This window comes from Paenibacillus sp. Aloe-11 (assembly GCF_000245715.1).
In the GTDB taxonomy this organism is placed as follows: Bacteria; Bacillota; Bacilli; order Paenibacillales; family Paenibacillaceae; genus Paenibacillus; species Paenibacillus kribbensis.
This window is the reverse complement of the sequence record NZ_JH601055.1, coordinates 107,756-128,724: the sequence shown is the minus strand read 5'-3', so window position 1 is coordinate 128,724 and position 20,969 is coordinate 107,756. Positions and strand designations below refer to the sequence as shown.

At 47.9% G+C, this 20,969-nt stretch carries 16 protein-coding genes; 15 read left to right on the top strand and 1 reads right to left on the bottom strand.

The window, feature by feature from the left end; all coding sequences use genetic code 11:
* The 15 genes from WG8_RS13430 to WG8_RS13360 all read left to right on the top strand — a co-directional run.
* Window positions 1–1,865: dynamin family protein (locus WG8_RS13430; RefSeq protein WP_007430737.1), on the top strand; the 1,865-nt coding region annotated here is incomplete at its 5' end.
* Between the two features lie 284 nt (window positions 1,866–2,149).
* Window positions 2,150–3,925, top strand: coding sequence for an ABC transporter ATP-binding protein (locus WG8_RS13425; protein WP_007430736.1), 1,776 nt, complete (start codon window positions 2,150–2,152; stop codon window positions 3,923–3,925).
* On the top strand, window positions 3,922–5,760 hold the full coding sequence (locus WG8_RS13420) for an ABC transporter ATP-binding protein (protein ID WP_007430735.1): 1,839 nt from the start codon (window positions 3,922–3,924) through the stop codon (window positions 5,758–5,760). The genes WG8_RS13425 and WG8_RS13420 overlap by 4 nt, the downstream gene beginning before the upstream one ends.
* Before the next feature lie 129 nt (window positions 5,761–5,889).
* A complete protein-coding gene (gene purT / locus WG8_RS13415; protein ID WP_007430734.1) occupies window positions 5,890–7,074 on the top strand; it encodes a formate-dependent phosphoribosylglycinamide formyltransferase in 1,185 nt (394 codons plus the stop codon).
* A complete protein-coding gene (locus WG8_RS13410; protein WP_007430733.1) occupies window positions 7,067–7,528 on the top strand; it encodes a GNAT family N-acetyltransferase in 462 nt (153 codons plus the stop codon). Before purT ends, WG8_RS13410 begins: the two co-directional genes overlap by 8 nt.
* Window positions 7,529–7,748: 220 nt before the next feature.
* Complete coding sequence (locus WG8_RS13405; protein WP_007430732.1) at window positions 7,749–8,483, top strand: CAP domain-containing protein; 735 nt, start codon at window positions 7,749–7,751, stop codon at window positions 8,481–8,483.
* Window positions 8,484–8,696: 213 nt separating this feature from the next.
* Window positions 8,697–9,377 carry a TIGR00266 family protein gene (locus WG8_RS13400; protein WP_007430731.1) on the top strand — a complete coding sequence of 227 codons (681 nt, stop codon included), beginning with the start codon at window positions 8,697–8,699 and terminating at the stop codon, window positions 9,375–9,377.
* Between the two features lie 206 nt (window positions 9,378–9,583).
* Window positions 9,584–10,534, top strand: a complete 951-nt coding sequence (locus tag WG8_RS13395; protein WP_043891066.1) for a GDSL-type esterase/lipase family protein — start codon at window positions 9,584–9,586, stop codon at window positions 10,532–10,534.
* Entirely contained in the window at window positions 10,531–11,607 is a 1,077-nt protein-coding gene (locus tag WG8_RS13390; RefSeq protein WP_007430729.1) for an ABC transporter ATP-binding protein, read from the top strand. Before WG8_RS13395 ends, WG8_RS13390 begins: the two co-directional genes overlap by 4 nt.
* A complete protein-coding gene (locus tag WG8_RS13385) occupies window positions 11,600–12,589 on the top strand; it encodes an ABC transporter permease (protein ID WP_007430728.1) in 990 nt (329 codons plus the stop codon). The genes WG8_RS13390 and WG8_RS13385 overlap by 8 nt, the downstream gene beginning before the upstream one ends.
* Window positions 12,590–12,687: 98 nt before the next feature.
* Window positions 12,688–14,667, top strand: a complete 1,980-nt coding sequence (parE, locus tag WG8_RS13380; protein ID WP_007430727.1) for a DNA topoisomerase IV subunit B — start codon at window positions 12,688–12,690, stop codon at window positions 14,665–14,667.
* A gap of 22 nt (window positions 14,668–14,689) precedes the next feature.
* The gene (gene gyrA / locus WG8_RS13375) at window positions 14,690–17,152 is read left to right on the top strand and encodes a DNA gyrase subunit A (RefSeq protein WP_007430726.1); all 2,463 of its coding nucleotides are present in this window, start codon (window positions 14,690–14,692) and stop codon (window positions 17,150–17,152) included.
* Window positions 17,153–17,426: 274 nt separating this feature from the next.
* The gene (locus WG8_RS13370; RefSeq protein ID WP_007430725.1) at window positions 17,427–17,897 is read left to right on the top strand and encodes a MarR family winged helix-turn-helix transcriptional regulator; all 471 of its coding nucleotides are present in this window, start codon (window positions 17,427–17,429) and stop codon (window positions 17,895–17,897) included.
* Window positions 17,898–18,118: 221 nt separating this feature from the next.
* Window positions 18,119–18,604: a MarR family winged helix-turn-helix transcriptional regulator gene (locus tag WG8_RS13365; RefSeq protein ID WP_007430724.1), complete on the top strand. Its 486-nt coding sequence runs from the start codon at window positions 18,119–18,121 to the stop codon at window positions 18,602–18,604.
* Window positions 18,588–20,090, top strand: coding sequence for a DHA2 family efflux MFS transporter permease subunit (locus tag WG8_RS13360; protein ID WP_043891057.1), 1,503 nt, complete (start codon window positions 18,588–18,590; stop codon window positions 20,088–20,090). Before WG8_RS13365 ends, WG8_RS13360 begins: the two co-directional genes overlap by 17 nt.
* 130 nt (window positions 20,091–20,220) lie before the next feature.
* On the opposite strand, the gene WG8_RS13355 is transcribed toward WG8_RS13360, so the two are convergent.
* Window positions 20,221–20,967, bottom strand: coding sequence for an RluA family pseudouridine synthase (locus WG8_RS13355; RefSeq protein WP_007430722.1), 747 nt, complete (start codon window positions 20,965–20,967; stop codon window positions 20,221–20,223).
* Between the last annotated feature and the right edge of the window lie 2 nt (window positions 20,968–20,969).

The following is a 20,969-nucleotide window of genomic DNA, read 5'->3' as shown; positions in this document are numbered from 1 at the left end:
GGCTGAAAGCCGCCGCTGCCTTGGTAAGTCCGTACCCTGCCATGCAGGCGACGGTACGGGATTTGCATGCCCGCGCAGCTGCGCTGGAGGGCGGGCGGTTCACGTTGGCGCTGTTTGGAGCGTTCAGCGCCGGAAAGTCCAGCTTCGCCAATGCTTTGCTGGGCGAAGCGGTGTTGCCCGTATCGCCGCATCCAACGACAGCGGCGATTAACCGTATTATGGCGCCAGCAAGCCCTGAGCGCCATGCCACGGCTGACGTCCACATGAAATCAGTGGACGCATTGCGGGACGATCTTAAATATTCGTTCCGGTTACTGGGCTTGGGGGAACCGGAGACAGTAGGCTGGCAGGAAGCCGTACGTGAGTTGTCCCCGGAAGGGATTCACCCTGCCGGAAGGCCGCATTACAGCTTTTTGAAGGCTGCTGCAGCCGGATGGGAAGAAGCTCAAAGCTTGCTGGGTCAGCAGCTTCAGGTCGATTTGGATCAATATCGGGATTTTGTTGCGTCCGAGCATAAGTCATGCTTCGTGGAGCATATCGACCTTTATTATGATTGCGCTCTGACCCGTCAGGGCATTGTGTTAGTGGATACGCCTGGAGCGGATTCTGTGAACGCTCGGCACACTGGCGTGACCTTCAATTATATGAAGCATGCAGATGCGCTTGTATTTATCACGTATTACAATCATGCGTTTACCCAAGGAGACCGGCAATTTTTGAACCAATTGGGCCGGGTTAAAGAGACGCTGGCACTGGATCAGACCTTTTTTATCGTCAATGCCTCAGATTTGGCTTCATCCGAAGAAGAACTGCAATCCGTGACCCGACATGTACAGGAGCAGCTACAAGCGAATGGAATCCGAAAGCCGCGTATTTATCCGTTGTCCAGCATGCTCGCACTGGAAGCGGCCGAACAGGGAGAGCCCTCGCTGCGTACAGCTTCACGTTTTGAAGGGTTTGAAAAAGACTTTTCGGCATTCGCAGCTGATGAGCTGGCGGGCTTATCTATTGCTTCTGCGATGCAGGAGCTGGGGCGGCTGCGAAACCGGATAGAGCAACATGCCGCTGATGCCCGGTATGGCGTAGAAGAACGCGCGATTCGATTAGAGCGATTAAAAGGCATTCGCAGTGAGCTGGAGCAGCTACTCCAAAACCTGTCTGACGGCAGCGGTGCAGCTGTTTTATTAGGTGAAACCGATGAACTACTGTATCATGTGCGTCAGCGGCTTGCTTACCGGATTGGAGAGTTTACGGCCGAGGCGTTTCATCCGTCTGTTTTACGCGAAGGAGCAGGGGATCTTCGTTCAGCCTTTGCCTCTTGTGGTCGTGAACTGATGCGATTATTTGAGCTGGAGCTGTCCCAGGAATTATTGGCAACCACACTCCGGCTGGAAAAAACGGGAAAATCCTTGATAGGCAAGGCTATACAAGGGTGTGCGGAAGAGATGAACCAGCGGCTGACAGGCTTGGATTGCACAGCACCTGAAGCCAGAGAATGGTCTGTTCCTGAACTGATTGAAATTTCGCTGCAGGATTCCGTCCTTTGGAAGGAGTATTGGAATACCTTTAAAAATCCGAAGCTCTTTTTTGAAGGGGATGGTCGGGCGAATCTGCAATCCAAGTTGGAGCCGATACTACGCGAGAAAGTTGGCGAAGCTGTTGAGGTGCAGCGGGAACGAATGTCTTCTTTTTACGTTAAGCTAATGCAGGAGGAGCAAACGTGGCAGACGGCACAGCTTCGTGAGCAGATGCTGGAAACGCTTAGCGGTATGGAGCATGCACTCGCAGGTGACGAGCAGCCGCAGGTCTGGGAAGAGCTGGTAGCCCTTATTGCGAGGCTGGAGCAGGAAGAAACGCTGACGTAAAGCCATCAACATGATTATGTATGTAACTCTATACACTATTGCGGAAGGCTTCAGGACACCGGGTTGTGGGACAACCCGGTGTTTTAAGCATGCTTCAAAAAGAAAGGAAAACTGAGGAAATAGCCATATTCAATGATAAGAAAGCGATTTAATTTGCCTAATCACCCGCCAATTGCGAACCTGCCTGAAAACGGTCAGTTATCCTCTTTGCCGCCTTGGAATGCGAATGGTAAACTTCACTAAGCCATATAACAACGTCGTGCAACTAATGGAGGGACATTGACATGGAAGTGCTCAGGCAACTGCAAGTTTTTTTTCGCGAGAGGAGACATTATCTGTTTCTTTCCATTCTATGCCTTGCGATAGCGACGGCCCTGGGACTGGTGTATCCGAACCTGCTCCAAAGGCTTATTGATAACGCTATCATTCCTGGTGACTTCGAGAAAGTCCCGGTGCTGGCTCTGACTGTACTGGGAGTCGTAATTATCAAAGGGTTTATGCAATTTTTACATGGTTTTTTTGGTGGACGGCTAGGAAACTTTCTGGCGTATCGACTCCGCAATGCCTGTTACGAAAAGCTGCAATTTCTGTCCTTCAGATACTATGACACTGCCAAAACGGGGGATCTCATGTCCCGTCTGACCGGTGATCTGGAGGCGATTCGCAACTTTATCGGGTTTGGTTTTGCCCAACTCCTCAATGTGGTACTGATGGTCGTATTCGGCTCTATGATGATGCTGTATATCAACTGGCAGCTCACCCTCTTTACGATGATCAGCATGCCTTTGCTGCTCTTCGTCACATTTAAGTTTGAATCCCGAATTCATCCCACCTTTCAGGAAATGCGGATTGCGCTCAGCGCCTTGACGACAGCGGTACAGGAAAATATAACAGGCGTGCGCACCGTCAAATCTTTTGCCCGTGAATCCTATGAAGTTGAAAAGTTCTCAATACGAAATGAACAGTATAAAAGCAATCAAATTCAGGCTGCTTCCTTGTGGAGTCGCTTTTTCCCCGCCATGGAGCTGATCGCTTCTGTTAGTGTGGTCTTTCTATTAGGCATGGGGGGCTATCTGGTCATTGTGAAGTCGATGACTCTGGGGCAGCTTGTCGCTTTTTTTAGCTTAATTTGGTATATTATCGGTCCGATTTGGAGTATTGGCTTTCATATTAATAACTATACGCAGTCTAAGGCTTCCGGTGAACGGGTCTTGGAGCTATTGAATCAGCATGTAGATGTAACCGATGAACCTGACGCTCTTGCGCTCCATACTGAGCAGGTGAGAGGACATATTACATTTGAACATGTCACGTTTGCTTACGGGAATAAGCTGCCCGCTGTTGTTGACGTCAATCTGGATGCGCCACCAGGATCCGTCATTGGGATTTTGGGTGGAACAGGTTCAGGAAAATCGACCATTATTCAGCTCCTTATGCGGGCTTACAACGTGGACGCAGGGAGCATCAAGCTGGACGGAACGGATATACGCCATTTGAAAATTCGTGATTTGCGTGCTCAAATTTCTTCTGTGTTTCAAGAGACGTTTTTGTTCTCATCGTCTATCCGCAACAACATTGCTTATGGTCTAAGCCATGTCAGTATCGATGACATCATACGCGTTTCCAAGCTGGCTCAGGCACATGAATTCATCACCGAGCTGCCGCTGGGTTACGATACCGTCGTCGGTGAACGTGGACTGGGGCTGTCTGGGGGACAAAAACAACGGATTGCCATCGCGCGCGCCCTACTCAAAAATCCAAAAATTCTCGTACTCGATGATGCCACCAGTGCGGTCGATATGGAGACAGAGCATGAAATTCAGACCGGTTTTCAAGAGGTTATGCGTGGACGCACGACATTTATTATAGCTCATCGAATCTCGTCGCTTCGTCATGCCAATGAAATTGTGGTGCTTGAGGAAGGGGAAATTGTCCAGCGAGGAACACATGAACAACTTATTGCCACTCCAGGCCCGTACCAGGATGTGTATCATATTCAATACGCCGACTACATAGACCAGGCTCCAGACGGTGTATCTGAAAGGCAGGTGAGACCATGAATATACCAGCAGAAAAAGCCAACCCGTTAAAAAAGCCCAAAAATGAACGTTTTGTGTATCAGGATGATGATGTCATTGACAAACCGTTTAACTGGTCAGAATTTAAACGGTTGCTTGCCTACATGAAGCCTTATGCCCGTCAGATCCTGCCGATTCTTCTGGTCATGATGATTCTCGGTACCATTACCAAGCTGACGGTTCCTTATTTGATCAGTCTGGCGATTGATAAAGCGATTGCTCCCGCATGGCCGGCAATGCCCAGCGTGAAGTTGCTATTGCTTATAACGGGTGCGGTGCTATTGCTATATTTGATTCAATGGGCAGCCAATACGTACCGCATTAAATTCACCAATATTATCGGTCAACGCGTTATTTACGATCTGCGAGAAGATCTGTTTAAGCATATTCAAAAGCTTTCTTTCAATTTCTTTGATAAAAGACCGGCCGGGTCTGTATTAGTACGTGTGACGAATGACATTAACTCGCTACAGGATCTGTTTACGAATGGGGCAGTGAATGTCCTGATCGACTGTGTACAGCTCATGGGAATCATTGTCATTTTACTACTGATTAACTGGAAGCTCGGCTTGGCGGTCATTGTGACCGTCCCCATCATGTTTTTGATCTCAACCAAGCTGCGCGTGTGTATCCGTCGCGCCTGGCAGGAAGTACGCATGAAGAACTCACGCATCAACTCTCATCTGAATGAGTCCATTCAGGGGATTCGTGTGACACAGGCCTACACGCAGGAGCATGAAAATATGGCTTTTTTCGATGACATGAACAGCTCCAGCAAAAGGTCGTGGGATAAAGCCTCCGCTATGAACCAGGTTTTTGGTCCGCTGATTGATATTACAGGAGGGCTAGGTACGCTGGTGCTGTTCTGGTTCGGAGCGCATCTGATCCAGATGGATCAGCTTACCGTTGGTCTGCTGGTTGCGTTTGCCAACTATGTAGGGAACTTTTGGGAGCCGATTAATCGCCTGGGTCAAATGTACAATCAATTGCTGGTTGCGATGGCTTCATCGGAGAGAATATTTGAGTTTATGGATGAACAGCCGAATATTGCGAACAAGCCGGGAGCCAAGGATTTACCGCTTATTCGGGGCGATATTCAATTTGAAAATGTTGTGTTTGAATATGAAAAGGGACGCCAGGCGCTTAAAGGCATTACTCTCTCTGTCGAGGCGGGCCAGTCCATTGCCCTTGTGGGTCATACCGGATCAGGTAAAAGTACAATCATTAACCTGCTCAGCCGGTTCTATGACATTACGTCAGGGAGGCTTACCATTGATAGTCATGATGTGCGTGACGTGACGGTGGAGAGCTTGCGCAGCCAGATTAGCATTGTGCTTCAGGATACGTTTATATTTTCAGGTACGATTCGCGATAATATTCGTTTTGGCCGTCTGGATGCAACAGATGAGGAGATTGAAATGGCTGCAAAGGCAGTCAATGCTCATGAATTCATCGTTCAATTACCGGGCGGCTACGAAACAGAGGTGGAGGAGCGAGGCGGTATGCTGTCCATGGGTCAGCGGCAGCTGTTATCCTTTGCCCGGGCACTGCTTGCCAATCCGCGAATTCTTATTTTGGATGAGGCGACAGCCAGCATTGATACGGAAACTGAACTGAAAATTCAGGATGCCCTTCAGGTCCTGCTGAAAGGAAGGACGTCTTTTATGGTCGCCCACCGTTTGTCTACCATTCGGAATGCCGATCATATTGTTGTACTGGACCATGGAGAGATTCAGGAAAGTGGTAATCATGAGCAATTGATGAAAAAACATGGAATATATCGGGGGCTGGTGGAAGCACAGTTCAGATTTTTGTAAAAAAAAGATCAAAAAATCGCGCTTTTTGTAAATTTTAATGCCGAGCACTATTGCATTCTTGAAGCTAAACCCTGAAAATAAAGATGAAAAGAGATCAGAGCAATATCGTCAGAGGGGGAAGAGTTCAAGATGTGGGGTGCTCCTTTTTCTGCCAACGCTAAGAAGATGCTGCTGCTGGGCAGCGGAGAATTGGGAAAAGAAGTCATTATTGAAGCTCAGCGGCTTGGCGTGGAGTGTATTGCTGTAGACCGGTATGAACTGGCTCCAGCAATGCAGGTGGCACATCGTTCTCACTGTCTGGATATGCAGGATGCTGAGGCGTTGAAGGCACTAATTCGCAAGGAAAAGCCCGACATAATTGTACCTGAAATCGAAGCTATTGCTACGGGTGCTTTGGAAGAATTGGAGCAAGAGGGATTTCACGTAGTACCAACAGCCCAGGCCGCCCGTCTTACGATGGACCGGGAGGGCATTCGCAGGCTTGCCGCCGAGAAGCTGCAGCTTCCGACCGCCGCCTACCGCTTTGCAGATGATTTTGAGCAGTTGCGGTCAGCGGTTCATGAGCTTGGCACGCCCTGCGTGGTTAAGCCCTTGATGAGCTCGTCGGGTAAAGGGCAGTCTGTATGCCGGACACCTGAAGATGCAGAAGCCTGCTGGAATACGGCGCTGGAAGGCGCACGTGCCAAAACAACACGCGTCATTGTTGAAGCTTTTGTCCCATTTGAGAGCGAAATTACGTTATTGACCGTCAGATCGGTTTCAGGCACGACTTTTTGCCCACCGATTGGCCATATTCAGAAAGACGGGGATTATGTCGAATCCTGGCAACCTCATGGCATGACGGACAAGCAGCTTTCAGAGGCAGAGGACATTGCACGTACGATTACGGATGAACTGGGTGGTTATGGATTGTTTGGCGTTGAGCTGTTTTTAACGGCTGATGGCGTCATTTTCAGTGAAGTATCCCCTCGTCCGCATGACACTGGAATGGTCACAATGATTACGCAGGATTTGTCGGAATTTGCGCTTCATGTGCGGGCCATTCTCGGTTTCCCGGTGCCGTCAGTCACGCTTCTTACACCAGGGGCCTCGGCTACCTTGAAGGCAGAATTGGCTACACGGGATTTCGCAATAAGTGGTATGGATGATGCTTTGTTGTTACCCCGGACACAGGTGCGAGTGTTCGGGAAGCCTGAAACCAAGCCGGGACGCCGGATGGCTGTAGCGCTTAGCGCTGCAGGAGATGTGGAGACAGCACGGAAGACGGCCAAAGAGGCTGCTAATATGCTGAAAGTGGAGGTAAATCATGTCTAACAATGTGATGATTCCAGTACTGACAATTCGTTCCGTAGAGCTTGGCGATTGCGAAGCCGTAACTGGATTGCTAAGAGAAGTTGGATATCCGATGACTTGTGGCGTAATGAAAGAGGTTATGGGAACAACGCAGGAGGACAGTCAAGCGAATATGATGGTTGCAGAAATGGATGGTCGTGTTGTCGGAGTAATCGGCATGCATACGGCTCAAAGCTTGGCTTATCCTGATCCTGCTGTACAAATCACCATGCTGGTCGTGAATGGGGAGTGTCGCGGCGAGGGCATTGGCAGACGTCTGGTGGCTTGTGGTGAGGATTGGGGACGTGCGCAAGGATGCAATCATTTATTCATTACTGGAGCGAATAACCGCATCAAACAGGTAGAGGCCAGAGCCTTCTACAATCGAATTGGCTTTGAGAAGCAAGGTTACCGTTTCAGCAAAAAGCTCAGATAGCTGCCTGATGAAAGCTAAAATTATATAAAATCTTATTATCTGTATATCAGTCCCGTGTCGGCTATTGCCAAGCGGGGCTATTTTTTTACCAACTTTTACACCATTGATCCTGCTAGGAAACATGATATACTGCTAGAGTAAAGATTACAAAGTTGTAACCGGGCACGTTCAGAGCGAACATGTACACACCAAGAAATTAATACAACAAGGAGATGACGAAATGAAGAATATGTTGAAAAAAACACTGGTGATGGGAAGTTTAAGCGCCGTTTTATCCGCAGGATTCATCGTTCCGGCATCAGCAGCACCGGCTGACGATTTGACAGCGCAGCTACAACAGTGGCTACAAAATAACGGATACTCTGTTCAATTGTCCAATGGGACGACGACAGTAACGAACAATGTAACTGATTGTTTCGGACAGGGCAAGGCTAAAACTCAAACAGGGAATCCTTCTTCGGGCAAGCAAGTAACCAAACAGGGGAACCAAAACGCTTCACAGTCTGCTAACAAGCAGCAGAATCAAGCTCAGAACACCAATTCTGGTGCAGGTCAGTCCGCAGGATCGGGTGCACAGCTCAGCAAGTCTCAATTTGCAGCAGAGGTTGTAAAGCTGGTAAACAACGAGCGCAGCAAAAATGGTCTGAAGCCACTGACTTCCGACGCGAAGCTTACGGAAGTAGCTTTGGCTAAAGCGAAGGATATGAGCACTAACAATTACTTTGATCATACATCTCCGACCTATGGCTCACCATTTGATATGATGAAGAAATTTGGCGTAAGTTATACGTATGCAGGTGAAAATATTGCAATGGGTCAAAAAAACCCACAAGAAGTGATGAAGGCCTGGATGAACAGTCAGGGACACCGTGAAAATATTCTGAAGGCAGAATATACGCAAATCGGTGTGGCTTACTACAATGGATATTGGGTACAGGAGTTCACACGTAACTAAAAACGATAACTAAAACGATAGCAAGACGCATTTGTAGCACTTATATAAAGCGACATCACGTTAATCTAAAGGCCTGCTGATACATTCAGCGGGCCTTTGATGTGATTATTGATCGAATAGTACGAACCATTGCTTGTATGCAAAAACAGGCATAAAGAACGTCAGTATAGTATGATAGCATAGCATACTACTTATAGAAAGTCAGGTGAACAATTGAGCTACGAAATCGTACATGAAGGTGCCTTTGCCATGCTCAAGGTGCAACTGAGCCCCGGAGAAACCATTAAAGCAGAAATGGGAGCGATGGTTTCCATGTCTTCCAGTGTAGACATCAAAGGAACAGTGGATGGTGGACTGTTGCGTGGTTTGGGTCGGATGCTAAGCGGGGAAAAATTCTTTTTTCAAGAGCTGAGGGCAGCTCGGGGGCCGGCAGAAGTGCTGCTCGCCCCAGCCAGTATAGGAGATGTACAAGCGGTGGAGCTGGACGGCTCATACAGGCTGTTGGTCCAAAAGGACGGTTTTCTGGCATGTACAGAAGGGATCGAGGTCAGTACCAAAATGCAAAACCTGATGAAAGGACTATTTTCTGGCGAAGGCTTTTTTATCGTTGAAATCAGTGGTCGGGGTACGGTGTTTCTGTCCTCTTACGGAGCCATTTATCCTCTGTATGTTGCACCCGGAGAGGAGCGCATTATTGATAATGCTCATCTGGTGGCATGGCCAGACTATATGGATTATAAAATTGAGAAAGCATCGAAAGGATGGCTGTCCAGCGTAACGAGTGGAGAAGCGCTTGTATGCCGGTTTCGCGGTGAAGGAACGGTGTTGATCCAGAGCCGAAATCCGGGCAGTTTTGGACAATGGATCAAGAGTTTTATACCTGATAGCAAATAGTTTTTCGTCTTTATCGTGCAAACAAGCAGACATCATATAAGGATGGCAATTTGCCATTCTTTTTTTACATACTTGGGAAAAATAATATAATGATATTCACAAAAGTTTCACACAATCGAACCTCAAATGATGTTCCTTTCTTTTTTTCACAGGTGTGCTTCATGAATCCCAGAACGGTTTATTTGCAAAATGATATGATAAGCTTTATGTTTATTTCACTAAGCTGTCAGGAGGGAACACGAGTGAATTCATCAAAATGGATATGGCGGTCTGTCGGTTCCATTTCCATCGCCGCTACACTGCTATTATTATACGGATTTATTGCTGCAGTGCGAAGTATCACAGCTCCAGAGCTGATGGTTAGTACTCCACCTGTAAATACCGGTTCATCGCAGACACCAGCTGCGCCAGCTGCTGCTACTCAGACGGGAGAGTTTCGGGTAGCAGCCATTGGCGATTCGCTGGCCAAGGGAACGGGTGATGATTCCGGCAGTGGATTTGTACGTCGATCAGTGACCTTGTTAAATGGTCAGGAAGGTCATAAGGCGCAGCTCATCAACAATCTGGGGATTAATGGACTGACGACCCAAGGACTATTAACCAAGCTGGATGAGCCTGGTGTATCTTATGTATTAAAGAAGGCTAACGTTATTATTGTCTCGATTGGAGGCAATGATTTATTTCAGGGTGCACAAGCTGCCCAGACTGGTAAAGAGCCACCAACACTTATCGGCTTGCGCAAAGCATTGCCTGAAGCCTCCAAACGTCTGCAAAAAGTACTGACCAAGGTCGGAAAGATCAATCCGAAAGCTAAAATTATCTATGTCGGGCTGTATAATCCATTTAGTGACCTGCCTGAAATGAAGGTGCCCGGCAACCTTGTTGTAACAGAATGGAATTTGGCAGCCATGGCGATTACCAACCAAAACAGCAATATGACGCTGATTCCAACATTCGATTTATTCCAGCAAAATCTTTCAGTCTATTTGTCATCAGATCATTTTCATCCCAACGGACAGGGCTATCAGGCGATCGCTGAACGGATAGCGCAGGGATTTGCAGTTGCAGCGACGAAAGATACCGATCAAGCAGATCGTGAACAACAATCCGCCAGCAGCCAGTCGGCTGAAGTGAAGCAGGGAGGGAACAAGGAATGAGCATCCAATCTGTCGACAAGAACGGAGCTGAAGCAACACAGGATTTGACAGCTACAGATACAGCGTCCAGCCTCCATTCCGCTAGCCAGCCTGGCAGCGCAGACCGAGACAGAAGCGACAACGAAACGGTTCTCTCTGTTCAACACGTCAAGAAACGTATCAAACGTAAAATGATTATTCATGATGTGACATTCGACGTTCGTGCGGGTGAGATTTTTGGTTTTCTCGGCCCGAATGGTGCCGGAAAAACGACGACGATTCGTATGCTGGTCGACTTAATTAAGCCTACGGAAGGGACGATTACGGTGTGCGGCCACAATGTGAACCGTGATCCAGAGCAGGCTTTACGGCATATCGGCTCGATTGTGGAAAATCCAGAGGTATACAGCTATTTGACAGGTTGGGAGAACCTGGAACATTTTGCCCGGATGCAGCCTGATGTAGACGAACAGCGTATCCGCGAGGTAGTTGAGCTGGTTCGTCTCGACCGTCGTATTCATGATAAGGTAAGTACGTATTCACTGGGGATGCGCCAGCGTCTTGGCATAGCTCAAGCCTTGCTTGGCAGACCGAAGCTGCTTATTTTGGATGAACCGACGAATGGCCTGGACCCCAAGGGAATTAAGGAAATGAGAGCTTTTATCCGGCTGCTGGCTTCCGAGGGCATGGCTGTGTTTGTTTCCAGTCATTTGCTCAGCGAAATCCAGTTATTATGTGATCGTGTGGCTATTATTAGTCGGGGAAAGGTGCTGGCTGTCGGTGGTGTGCGGGATTTAGTCGAAACGCATTCGCGCATGGCTGTGTGGCAATTGGAACCTTATGATCAGGGATTGGCCCTATTGCAAAAATCTCCATTTGTGAAAATCATTACAAATGCCGATGAATTAATTGATGACAGCATTGTTGCAGCCAGCGGAGACAAGGCCATTTTTACAGAAATGGATGAAGAGCATATTGCGGAGCTAGTTGCACAAATGACAGCTTCCGGTATTTCCGTTAAAGGTGTAACCAAAATCAACCCTACACTGGAGCAGCTATTCCTGAAAATGACGGAAGGTGAGATACTTGAATAACATTTTACCGCTCATACAAAATGAAACACTAAAAATTATCAAGAAAAAACGATTTTATGTCATTTTACTTGTTTTGCTTGTGTTAGTGCCGATTTTTACGTACGCTCAATTGAAAGTAGCAGAAAATAATCGTGAAAAATTCGGCAATGATTGGCGGCTGGAGCTGCGTCAGGCGATTACCGATAACCAAAACTCGCTTGGCAGCGACCGGGTTCCCGAGGAATGGAAGACCTACCGCCGGGTTTTTGTCCAGCAGATGCAATATTATCTAGAAAACGACGTGAATCCGAATGAACCAAGTGGCGTAACCTTTACGAGAGAGTTTATGGATAATTCCATTAATCTGTTTGTCCCATTGCTGATTATGGCGATTGCCTCGGATCTGGTTTCAGGAGAACGGACGACAGGCACGATAAAAATGCTGCTGACCCGTCCTGTCAGGCGGTGGAAAATACTGCTGAGCAAGCTGCTGACACTGTATATGTTCGTTTCGCTCATCATTTTGAGTGTATTCGTGATTAGTTATCTCATTTCAGGCTTGTTTTTTGGCTATCGCGGTTTTAACGTGCCTGTATTTACCGGCTTCCAAATTGTTGGCCAGACGGTGGATGTATCTGCGGTTCATGCGATTCCACAATGGCATTATTTAATGCTGCAAGCCGGCTTGATCTGGTTTGTCAGTCTGGTGGTGGCATCGCTGGCCTTTATGGTATCTGTTTTGGTACGCAGTACGGCGGCAAGCATCGTGGTCATGATGGCTGCGCTTATTTCCGGCACTATTTTAACCAATATGGCTTCATCTTGGCAGAGCGCAAAATATTTATTTATGGTTAACCTCGAATTAACCGATTATTTATCTGGAAGCCCCGCTCCGATTGAGGGAATGACCTTGCCCTTTTCTTTAACTGTACTGGGCATTTGGGGGGGAGCGGCGTTGATTGTTTCATTCGCCGTCTTTACGAAACGGGATATATTGAATTAAAATGGACAAGGTAAAAGAAAACATCTGTTTGCATTTCTGGTGAAAATCATCAGAAATAAGGCAAAACACGGTTATGATTAGACAAAGGGGGAGCATGAATGGTCGACAAAATCGACTTGTCTGCGGAAGCGTCCGGCACTCAGAACGGAGCTTTAGAATATGGCGCGGACGACATTCAAGTGCTCGAAGGGCTTGTGGCAGTTCGCAAACGGCCGGGCATGTATATTGGGAGCACCAGTTCTTCGGGGCTGCATCATTTGGTATGGGAAATTGTAGACAACGCGGTGGATGAACATCTTGCCAAGTTTTGCTCTCGCATTGATATCACAATGCATAAGGACGGTTCTGTTACGGTAACAGACAACGGGCGCGGTATTCCGACTGGAATGCACAAAACGGGAATCCCGACGCCTCAGGTTGTATTCACCATTTTGCACGCCGGAGGTAAGTTTGGCGGTTCGGGATACAAAAAGTCCGGAGGTCTGCACGGTGTGGGTGCGTCTGTAACGAACGCTCTTTCGGAATGGCTTGAAGTGGAAATTTACCGGGACGGCAAGATTCACCGTCAGCGGTTTGAATATTGGCAGGACAAGAAGGGCGTGGAGCATGTCGGGGAACCGACCACAGGCCTTGAAGTGCTGGGCAATACCAACAAGACAGGCACGAAAATTACATTTAAACCGGATATTCGCGTTTTCCAGGCAGGCATTCACTTTAACTACGATACGCTGGCTGAGCGTCTTCAGGAAATTGCTTTTCTGAATTCAGGGCTTCGTATTCAGCTTAAAGATGAACGCAGCGGGAAGTCAGATGAATATTATTATGAGGGTGGAGCAAGCCAGTTTGTTGCTTTTCTGAATGAGGGCAAGGATGTTCTGCATGATGTTATTCACTTTAATGCTGAAAAAGAAGACATTGAAGTGGAAATTGCTATTCAGTATAATGCGGGTTATACAGAGACGATTGCTTCGTTTGTTAACTCTATTCCGACACGGGGCGGGGGGACGCATGAGACAGGATTCAAAACCGCTTACACTCGGGTCATGAATGATTATGCACGCCGAACCGTGATGCTGAAGGAAAAGGATAAAAATCTGGAGGGCAATGATCTGCGTGAGGGCATGATGGCTGTCATCAGTGTCAAGATGGCTGAGGTTGAATTTGTCGGTCAGACCAAGGACCAACTGGGCAGCGCCTCGGCACGGAGTACAGTGGATGCCATCGTATCTGAGCAGATGCAGCGTTTTCTGGAAGAGAACCCGCAGATCGCGCAGACCTTGATCAAGAAGGCCATTCAGGCCTCTAGAGCGCGCGAGGCTGCACGTAAGGCGCGGGACGAAATGCGTTCAGGCAAGAAGCGCAGTGAAAGCTCGAATCTGAATGGCAAGCTGTCGCCTGCGCAGTCCAAGGATTTTACGCGCAATGAATTGTTTATCGTGGAAGGCGACTCAGCTGGGGGCTCGGCCAAACAGGGTAGGGATTCCAAAATTCAGGCTATTTTGCCGTTAAAGGGCAAGCCGATGAATCCAGAGAAATCCAAACTGGCGGATATTATGAAAAATGATGAGTACCGTGCTATTACAGCAGCGATTGGCGCGGGGGTAGGAACCGAGTTTTCGCTCGAAGACAGCAATTATTCCAAAATCATCATTATGACCGATGCAGATACGGATGGCGCGCATATTCAGGTGCTGCTGTTGACGTTCTTTTATCGGTACATGAAAGAGCTCATAGACGCAGGACGCATATATATTGCTCAGCCACCATTGTATAAAATAACTCGCAAGTCGGGTAAGCTCGAAACAGTACGTTATGCATGGACTGATGAGCAACTTGAAAATTACTTGAAAGAATTTGGACGAAATTTTGAGCTTCAACGCTATAAAGGACTCGGGGAGATGAACCCTGATCAGTTATGGGAAACGACAATGAATCCCGAGTCACGCACCCTGTTGCGCGTTCAGATTGAGGATGCTGCCAAGGCTGAACGCCGTGTGTCCACATTGATGGGTGATAAGGTGGATCCGCGCAAGCGCTGGATCGTGGAAAACGTGGATTTCACGGAATATGTAGAGTAGTGTTATTAAATGAGGTGTAGACATGAGCTTATCGGAGCAATTTTTGCCAGCGAATCTGGAGGAAATGGTCGGTGACCGCTTTGGCCGATATTCCAAATATATAATTCAGGATCGGGCGATACCTGATGTACGGGACGGATTAAAGCCCGTGCAACGCCGGATTCTGTACGCGATGTACGATTCAGGGAATACACCGGAAAAAGCATATCGTAAATCCGCCAAAACCGTTGGGGACGTTATGGGTAATTACCATCCTCACGGTGACTCATCTATTTACGATGGGATGGTACGGATGGCGCAACCTTGGAAAATGAGCCACGTACTGGTGGATGGTCACGGCAACTGGGGTTCCCAGGACGACGATCCTGCGGCAGCTATGCGTTACACGGAGGCGCGCTTGTCTCCGATCGCAATGGAAATGCTGCGTGATATCGAAAAACGTACGGTTTTGTTCAAGGATAACTTTGATAACTCGGCCAAGGAACCTGTTGTGCTGCCATCCCGTTACCCGAATCTGCTGGTGAACGGCTCCAGCGGGATTTCAGCGGGATTTGCAACGGAAATTCCAACGCACAGTTTGCGTGAGGTTATCGACGCCACCATCGCAGTGATGGAAAAGCCGGAGATCGAGCTGGAAGAGATTATGACCTTTATTAAGGGACCGGATTTCCCCACTGGCGGACTGATTATGGGTGGCGAAGGCATCAAGGAGGCTTACAGAACAGGTAAAGGACGTATTTATATCCGTTCCAAAACGGAAATTCAATCCTTGCGTGGAGGTAAGCAGCAGCTGGTCATTACAGAGATTCCTTACCAGATTGTCAAATCCAGACTTGTGACCGCAATGGAAAATATCCGTCTGGAGAAAAAGGTAGAAGGAATTGCTGAGGTTCGTGACGAGAGTGGACGAAATGGCCTGCGTATTGTTGTGGAACTGAAGAAGGAAGCTGATGCGGAAGGGATTTTGGCGTATCTGCTGAAAAAAACCGATCTCCAGGTGGCATATAATTTCAATATGGTTGCTATTGTGAACAAAGCGCCGCACCAGCTTGGACTAAAGTCCATTTTGGAAGCGTATATTGCACACCAGCGCGAAGTTGTCACAAACCGTATCAAGTTTGAACTGGAAAAGGCGGAGGACCGTGCACATGTACTGGAAGGTTTAGTCAAGGCGCTGAACATTCTGGATGAAGTCATCGCGGCTATTAAAGCTTCTAAAAATCGCCAGGATGCGCAAAATAATTTGCAATGGATGTTTGGCTTTAGCGAACGTCAAGCGGATTCGATCTTGACCTTGCAATTGTACCGTCTTACGAATCTCGAAATTACCACCCTCGAAAAAGAGCTGGCTGACATTCAGAAGAAAATCACGCAATACCGTTCTATTCTGGAAAGTGACCGCAAGCTGATCAGCCTGATCCGTAAGGAACTGCTGGAAATTCGTGAAAAGTACGGCATGGATCGTCGCTCCGAGATACAGGGTGAGGTAGAAGAGATTAAGGTAAATCTGGAGGTCATGGTTGCGGCAGAGGATGTGCTGCTGACCCTCTCGAAAGATGGCTATGTGAAGCGTACAAGTATGCTGTCGTTCACTCGTTCCGGCGGGGAGCGTTCCAATTCCGGCGTTAAAGAAGGGGACTACATTACCCAATTCCTTGACGTGAATACACTGGATGTGCTGCTCGTCTTCACCCAGCGTGGACAATACTTTTTACTGCCTGTACATCAGGTACCGGAGTATAAATGGAAAGAGCCGGGCACTCCGATTGTCAATGTTATTTCGCTATCGAAGGAAGATCGAATCGTAAGCGTTATTCCGATCAAAAACATGGAGGAAATCGGCAAAAGTCTGGTGTTTGTAACCAAAAAAGGGCAAGTCAAGCGAACAGAACTGGCAGAATATGCTACAAAGCGCTCCAGTGCCGTAGCCGCCTGCAAGGTGGTAGGGGACGATGAGATATTATCAGTAACGTTGAGCGATAGTACCAAAGATATTATGCTGATTACCCGTGCGGGGATGAGCATACGCTTCAAGGAGCAAGAGGTTAATGCCATGGGCCGCGTCTCGGCTGGTGTCAAAGGTATACAACTGGCGGAAGGCGATGAAATTGTGGCAGCGCTGTGGGTGGAAGAGGATGAAGGAGAGGTGCTGGTGTTGACCGAATCCGGTTACGGCAAGCGTACGCTTCTGCTCGATTATCCTTCTCAGGGAAGAGGCGGTAAAGGAATCGCTACCTTCGAATTCAAGGAAGGCAAGCGGGTACGTTCGAATGGAACTCGAATCGTGGCTGCCTTCTATTGCCGTGAAGCTGTTCAGTTGCAGGTTATCACTGCAGAAGGACAAATGCTGTCGTTCCTTTCAGAAAAAGCTCCGCTAGCCGACCGCAAGGATACGGGTAAACTGCTGGCTCCTGTGGAAAAGAAAGACGAAATTGTGAATGTACTGCAGCATAGTGAGCCGCAGATTTCACAGTCCGTAGAATAATTGTGAAGTCAAGCGCTGTTTAGCTCGAAAAAGAGAGGTCCTCACGTGCCAATCCGGCACGAATGAGGACCTTTTTGCCGTCATGCTGTCGAACCTTGAAAAGCCTTCAAAACCGGAGTGAGACTTCCTTCCCGTTTTCAATGAATGCCCCAAAAACAGCAGGAAACCAGGGGGAAATGGCGAAAATTTAATATGATGAAATATAATCCGGACGGTGGCCGATGCGGTAACTTTGTTTTTTTACCGATCCTGTTATTCAGAGGAGTGAGGCAAAATGCAAACGACCGAATTTGCGAAAATCTGGTCCAGAATGGCTAAGGATTACAAGGTTCATATGGAGCAGCAGTTGGCTCCATCACTAACTGAGGCTCAGCTCACGGTGCTGGAGGTTCTGAACGAATACGGCCGCATGAAGCCGTCTCAATTGATCCCGTATCTGGCGACCACCCCTGCGGCGATTACAATGCTGCTGGATCGAATGGAGCGGAATCGACTGGTCACCCGTTTCAGAGACGTAAAGGACCGCAGAATTGTATGGATTGTCATATCAGATCAAGGCAGAGAAGAGGCGGAACGCGGTTTGCAAATCCGTGATAATTTTTTGGGCTCCGCACTCAACCGGATTTCTCAGCATAATCAAAATTTGCTGGTCTATTTGTTGGGTAAAATCACAACAAAGACGAAAACTTCAGTCTCGACAAGTGAAGCAGCGGGAGAAAAGGAACAAATCGAGCAAGCAGAGTAACACACATCCCTGATAGCAATTACGATCATGCGGATAGATATGTCCATCAGGGCATTCCTATCCGCATTTTTTGTACTACAAACAAAGGGTCATTGGGCTAAAGTTGACATATACATAGAAAGTGATAAAGTTAGTTATAACTTAATAACATTTTGTATACGAATAGTTGCTTGATTATGTATATGAAATGTGACTGGGAAATGGGAAGAAGGATGGTTCCATTGGAGGACAGAGAGAAGGAAAGACTTGAGGTGTACCGGATTATTCAGTCGATAAGGGAGGTTAACAAAACGATATTTCACGCCTTCTGGAATGAAGAACGGCATTTGGATCTGACTGCCATTCAGCATTTGGTGCTGTCAGTTTTGAATGAACGCCCCAGCATTGGGCTATCCGAGCTGGCGGACATCGCTCGTATGGGATGCAGCTCCATGAGCGGCGTGATTGATCGTCTGGCGAAGGCAGGATATGTCGCTCGTGAACGAGATGAGCATGATCGCAGATCATTGGTGTTATCCCTGACGCCCGAAGGAAAAGATACTATGCAAAAAGTGGATGCCATGTGGATGGAACGCATCCTGCCTATTTTGGATATTCCAAAGGAGCAGCTGGACATGGTCCTGGATATCCACAAGCAAATGATTATGAAGCTGACATCGAAGGGAATGAATCAACTTGAGCAGTCCTCAAATGACACTAGCAGGTAACATGCGTAGGGCACCGATTGTGGCCGCTCTGTTGATTGGCGCGTTTGTTGCCATTTTAAACCAGACATTAATTAGTGTGGCTCTACCCAAAATGATGAATGATCTGAATGTAGATGCCAACGTGGCTCAGTGGCTTAGCACGGGTTTTATGCTCGTGAACGGAGTGTTGATCCCGGTGACCGCATTTTTGATTGCCCGTTTCTCCACTCGCAAATTGTTTATTAGCGCGATGATTATTTTTTCAATAGGTACGCTGTTGTGTGCTATAGCACCAAGCTTTAGCATTCTGCTGATCGGCCGGCTTATTCAGGCCGCAGGTGCAGGCATTATGATGCCTTTAATGATGGTCGTGATCTTGAACATCTTTCCGATAGAGCGTCGTGGACGGGCGATGGGCACACTCGGGATTGCGATGGGCTTTGCCCCAGCCATTGGACCAACCTTATCAGGTTATATTGTTCAAAATTATGATTGGCGGGTATTATTCTGGATCATTTTGCCGATTTCAATCATTTCAGTGATCATTGGAGCTATTTTTCTGAAAAATGTAACGGAGCAGTCTAAGCCTAAGCTGGATATTCCAAGCATCATTTTATCTACACTCGGGTTTGGCGGATTGTTATATGGCTTTAGTGATGCGGGAACATCAGGTTGGGGAAGTATCCCGGTGTTGTCTACGCTTATCGTTGGGACGATTGCGCTTATCCTGTTTATTGCTCGCCAGCTGAAGGTCGATGAACCGATGCTGGAGTTCCGTATTTTTAAATACGATGTGTACAGCCTGACGACGATTATTAATGTTATTGTGACGATGGCTTTGTACGCTGGTATGATATTGCTGCCGATTTATTTGCAAAATATTCGCGGTTTTTCGCCGCTCCAGTCCGGTATGCTCATGCTGCCGGGAGCGATTCTGATGGGGATTATGTCTCCGGTAACGGGAGTGATCTTTGACCGAATCGGAGCGCGCTGGTTGTCTGTCATTGGCCTGTTGATTATGGTTGTAACGACTTGGGAGTTTACACGGTTGACCGAATCAACCACCTATTTGGCACTGTTAATAAATTACACGGTACGGATGTTTGGGATGTCATTGCTGATGATGCCGATCCAGACAGCCGGATTGAATCAGCTTCCGCAACGATTAAACGCGCATGGTACGGCGATGAGCAACACGCTGCGTATGATTTCCGGCTCCATAGGGACGGCAATTCTGGTGACGGTGATGTCGACTCAAACCAGCAACCGTCTGACAACGATTGTTGCATCCGAGGGACTCAACGTTACGAACAAAGCGGAGATGCTGGCTGCAGGCAATCAGGCTACGATTTATGGTATTAACTCGGCCTTTATTATTGCAACTCTGCTGAGTGTGACAGCTCTGATTTTAGCGTTTTTCATCAAAAATACGAATGTTCAAAACGCTCGACCACGCCAACAACTGGTGAACAGCAAGCAAGGGCAAACCGTGGCTTCCTCGTCATAAGGATGAGAGCTACTGAAAATTTTTCGCACAAAATAACCCGCAATGCATGTTTGTTTGATACATGCACTGCGGGTTATTTGTGCGTATGGATTGACGATGTCGAAAGCTAAATGGGACAGAGCTTGTCCACTTAATTTCCAGGCATAATCATGCTCTCATAAAGCGACACATGCCATTCGCTCCACGGAAATTGGGCGGGAGGCAGCGAGTGAAAGCTCATATCCTCCTTGCTGACTGGATGCGGTGCTCCGGCAAGCAAGGACCAGAGTGCGAGCTGTTGACCGGGACGGCTCAGGCTGCCGCCATATTTTTGATCCCCGTAGAGAGGACAGCCGATCGCCTGCATTTGCACACGAATCTGGTGCGAGCGTCCGGTATGCAGTTGAATCTGCACCAGACTGAGCCCATCTACTTGCCCAAGCACGCGATACTCCAAAACAGCTTCCTTGGCGCCAGTCGTGCCGGGCCGAACAGCTTGAACGGTATTCGTACGGCTATCCTTTAGCAGGTAATGGGTCAGACGACCTTGCGGAGCCGCGGGAACACCATTCAGGACGGCTGTATACATTTTGCGGAAATGGCGGCCTCGAACCGACTCTGACAGCCGCGAAGCAGCTTTGGACGTCTTGGCAAAGATCATAGCTCCGCCTACAGGGCGATCCAGTCTGTGAACCAGACCCAAAAAAACGTTGCCAGGCTTATGGTGTCTGATTTTAAGGTCTTCCTTCAGTAACGACAGCAGATCAGGATCTCCGCTGGCATCCTCTTGTGTCGGAACATTGACGGGCTTTACAACCGCCAAAACATGATTGTCCTCATATAAAACAGGAATCTTCGGTTCTGCATGCCCGTGTCGGGTGAGTTCATCTGGAGTCATAA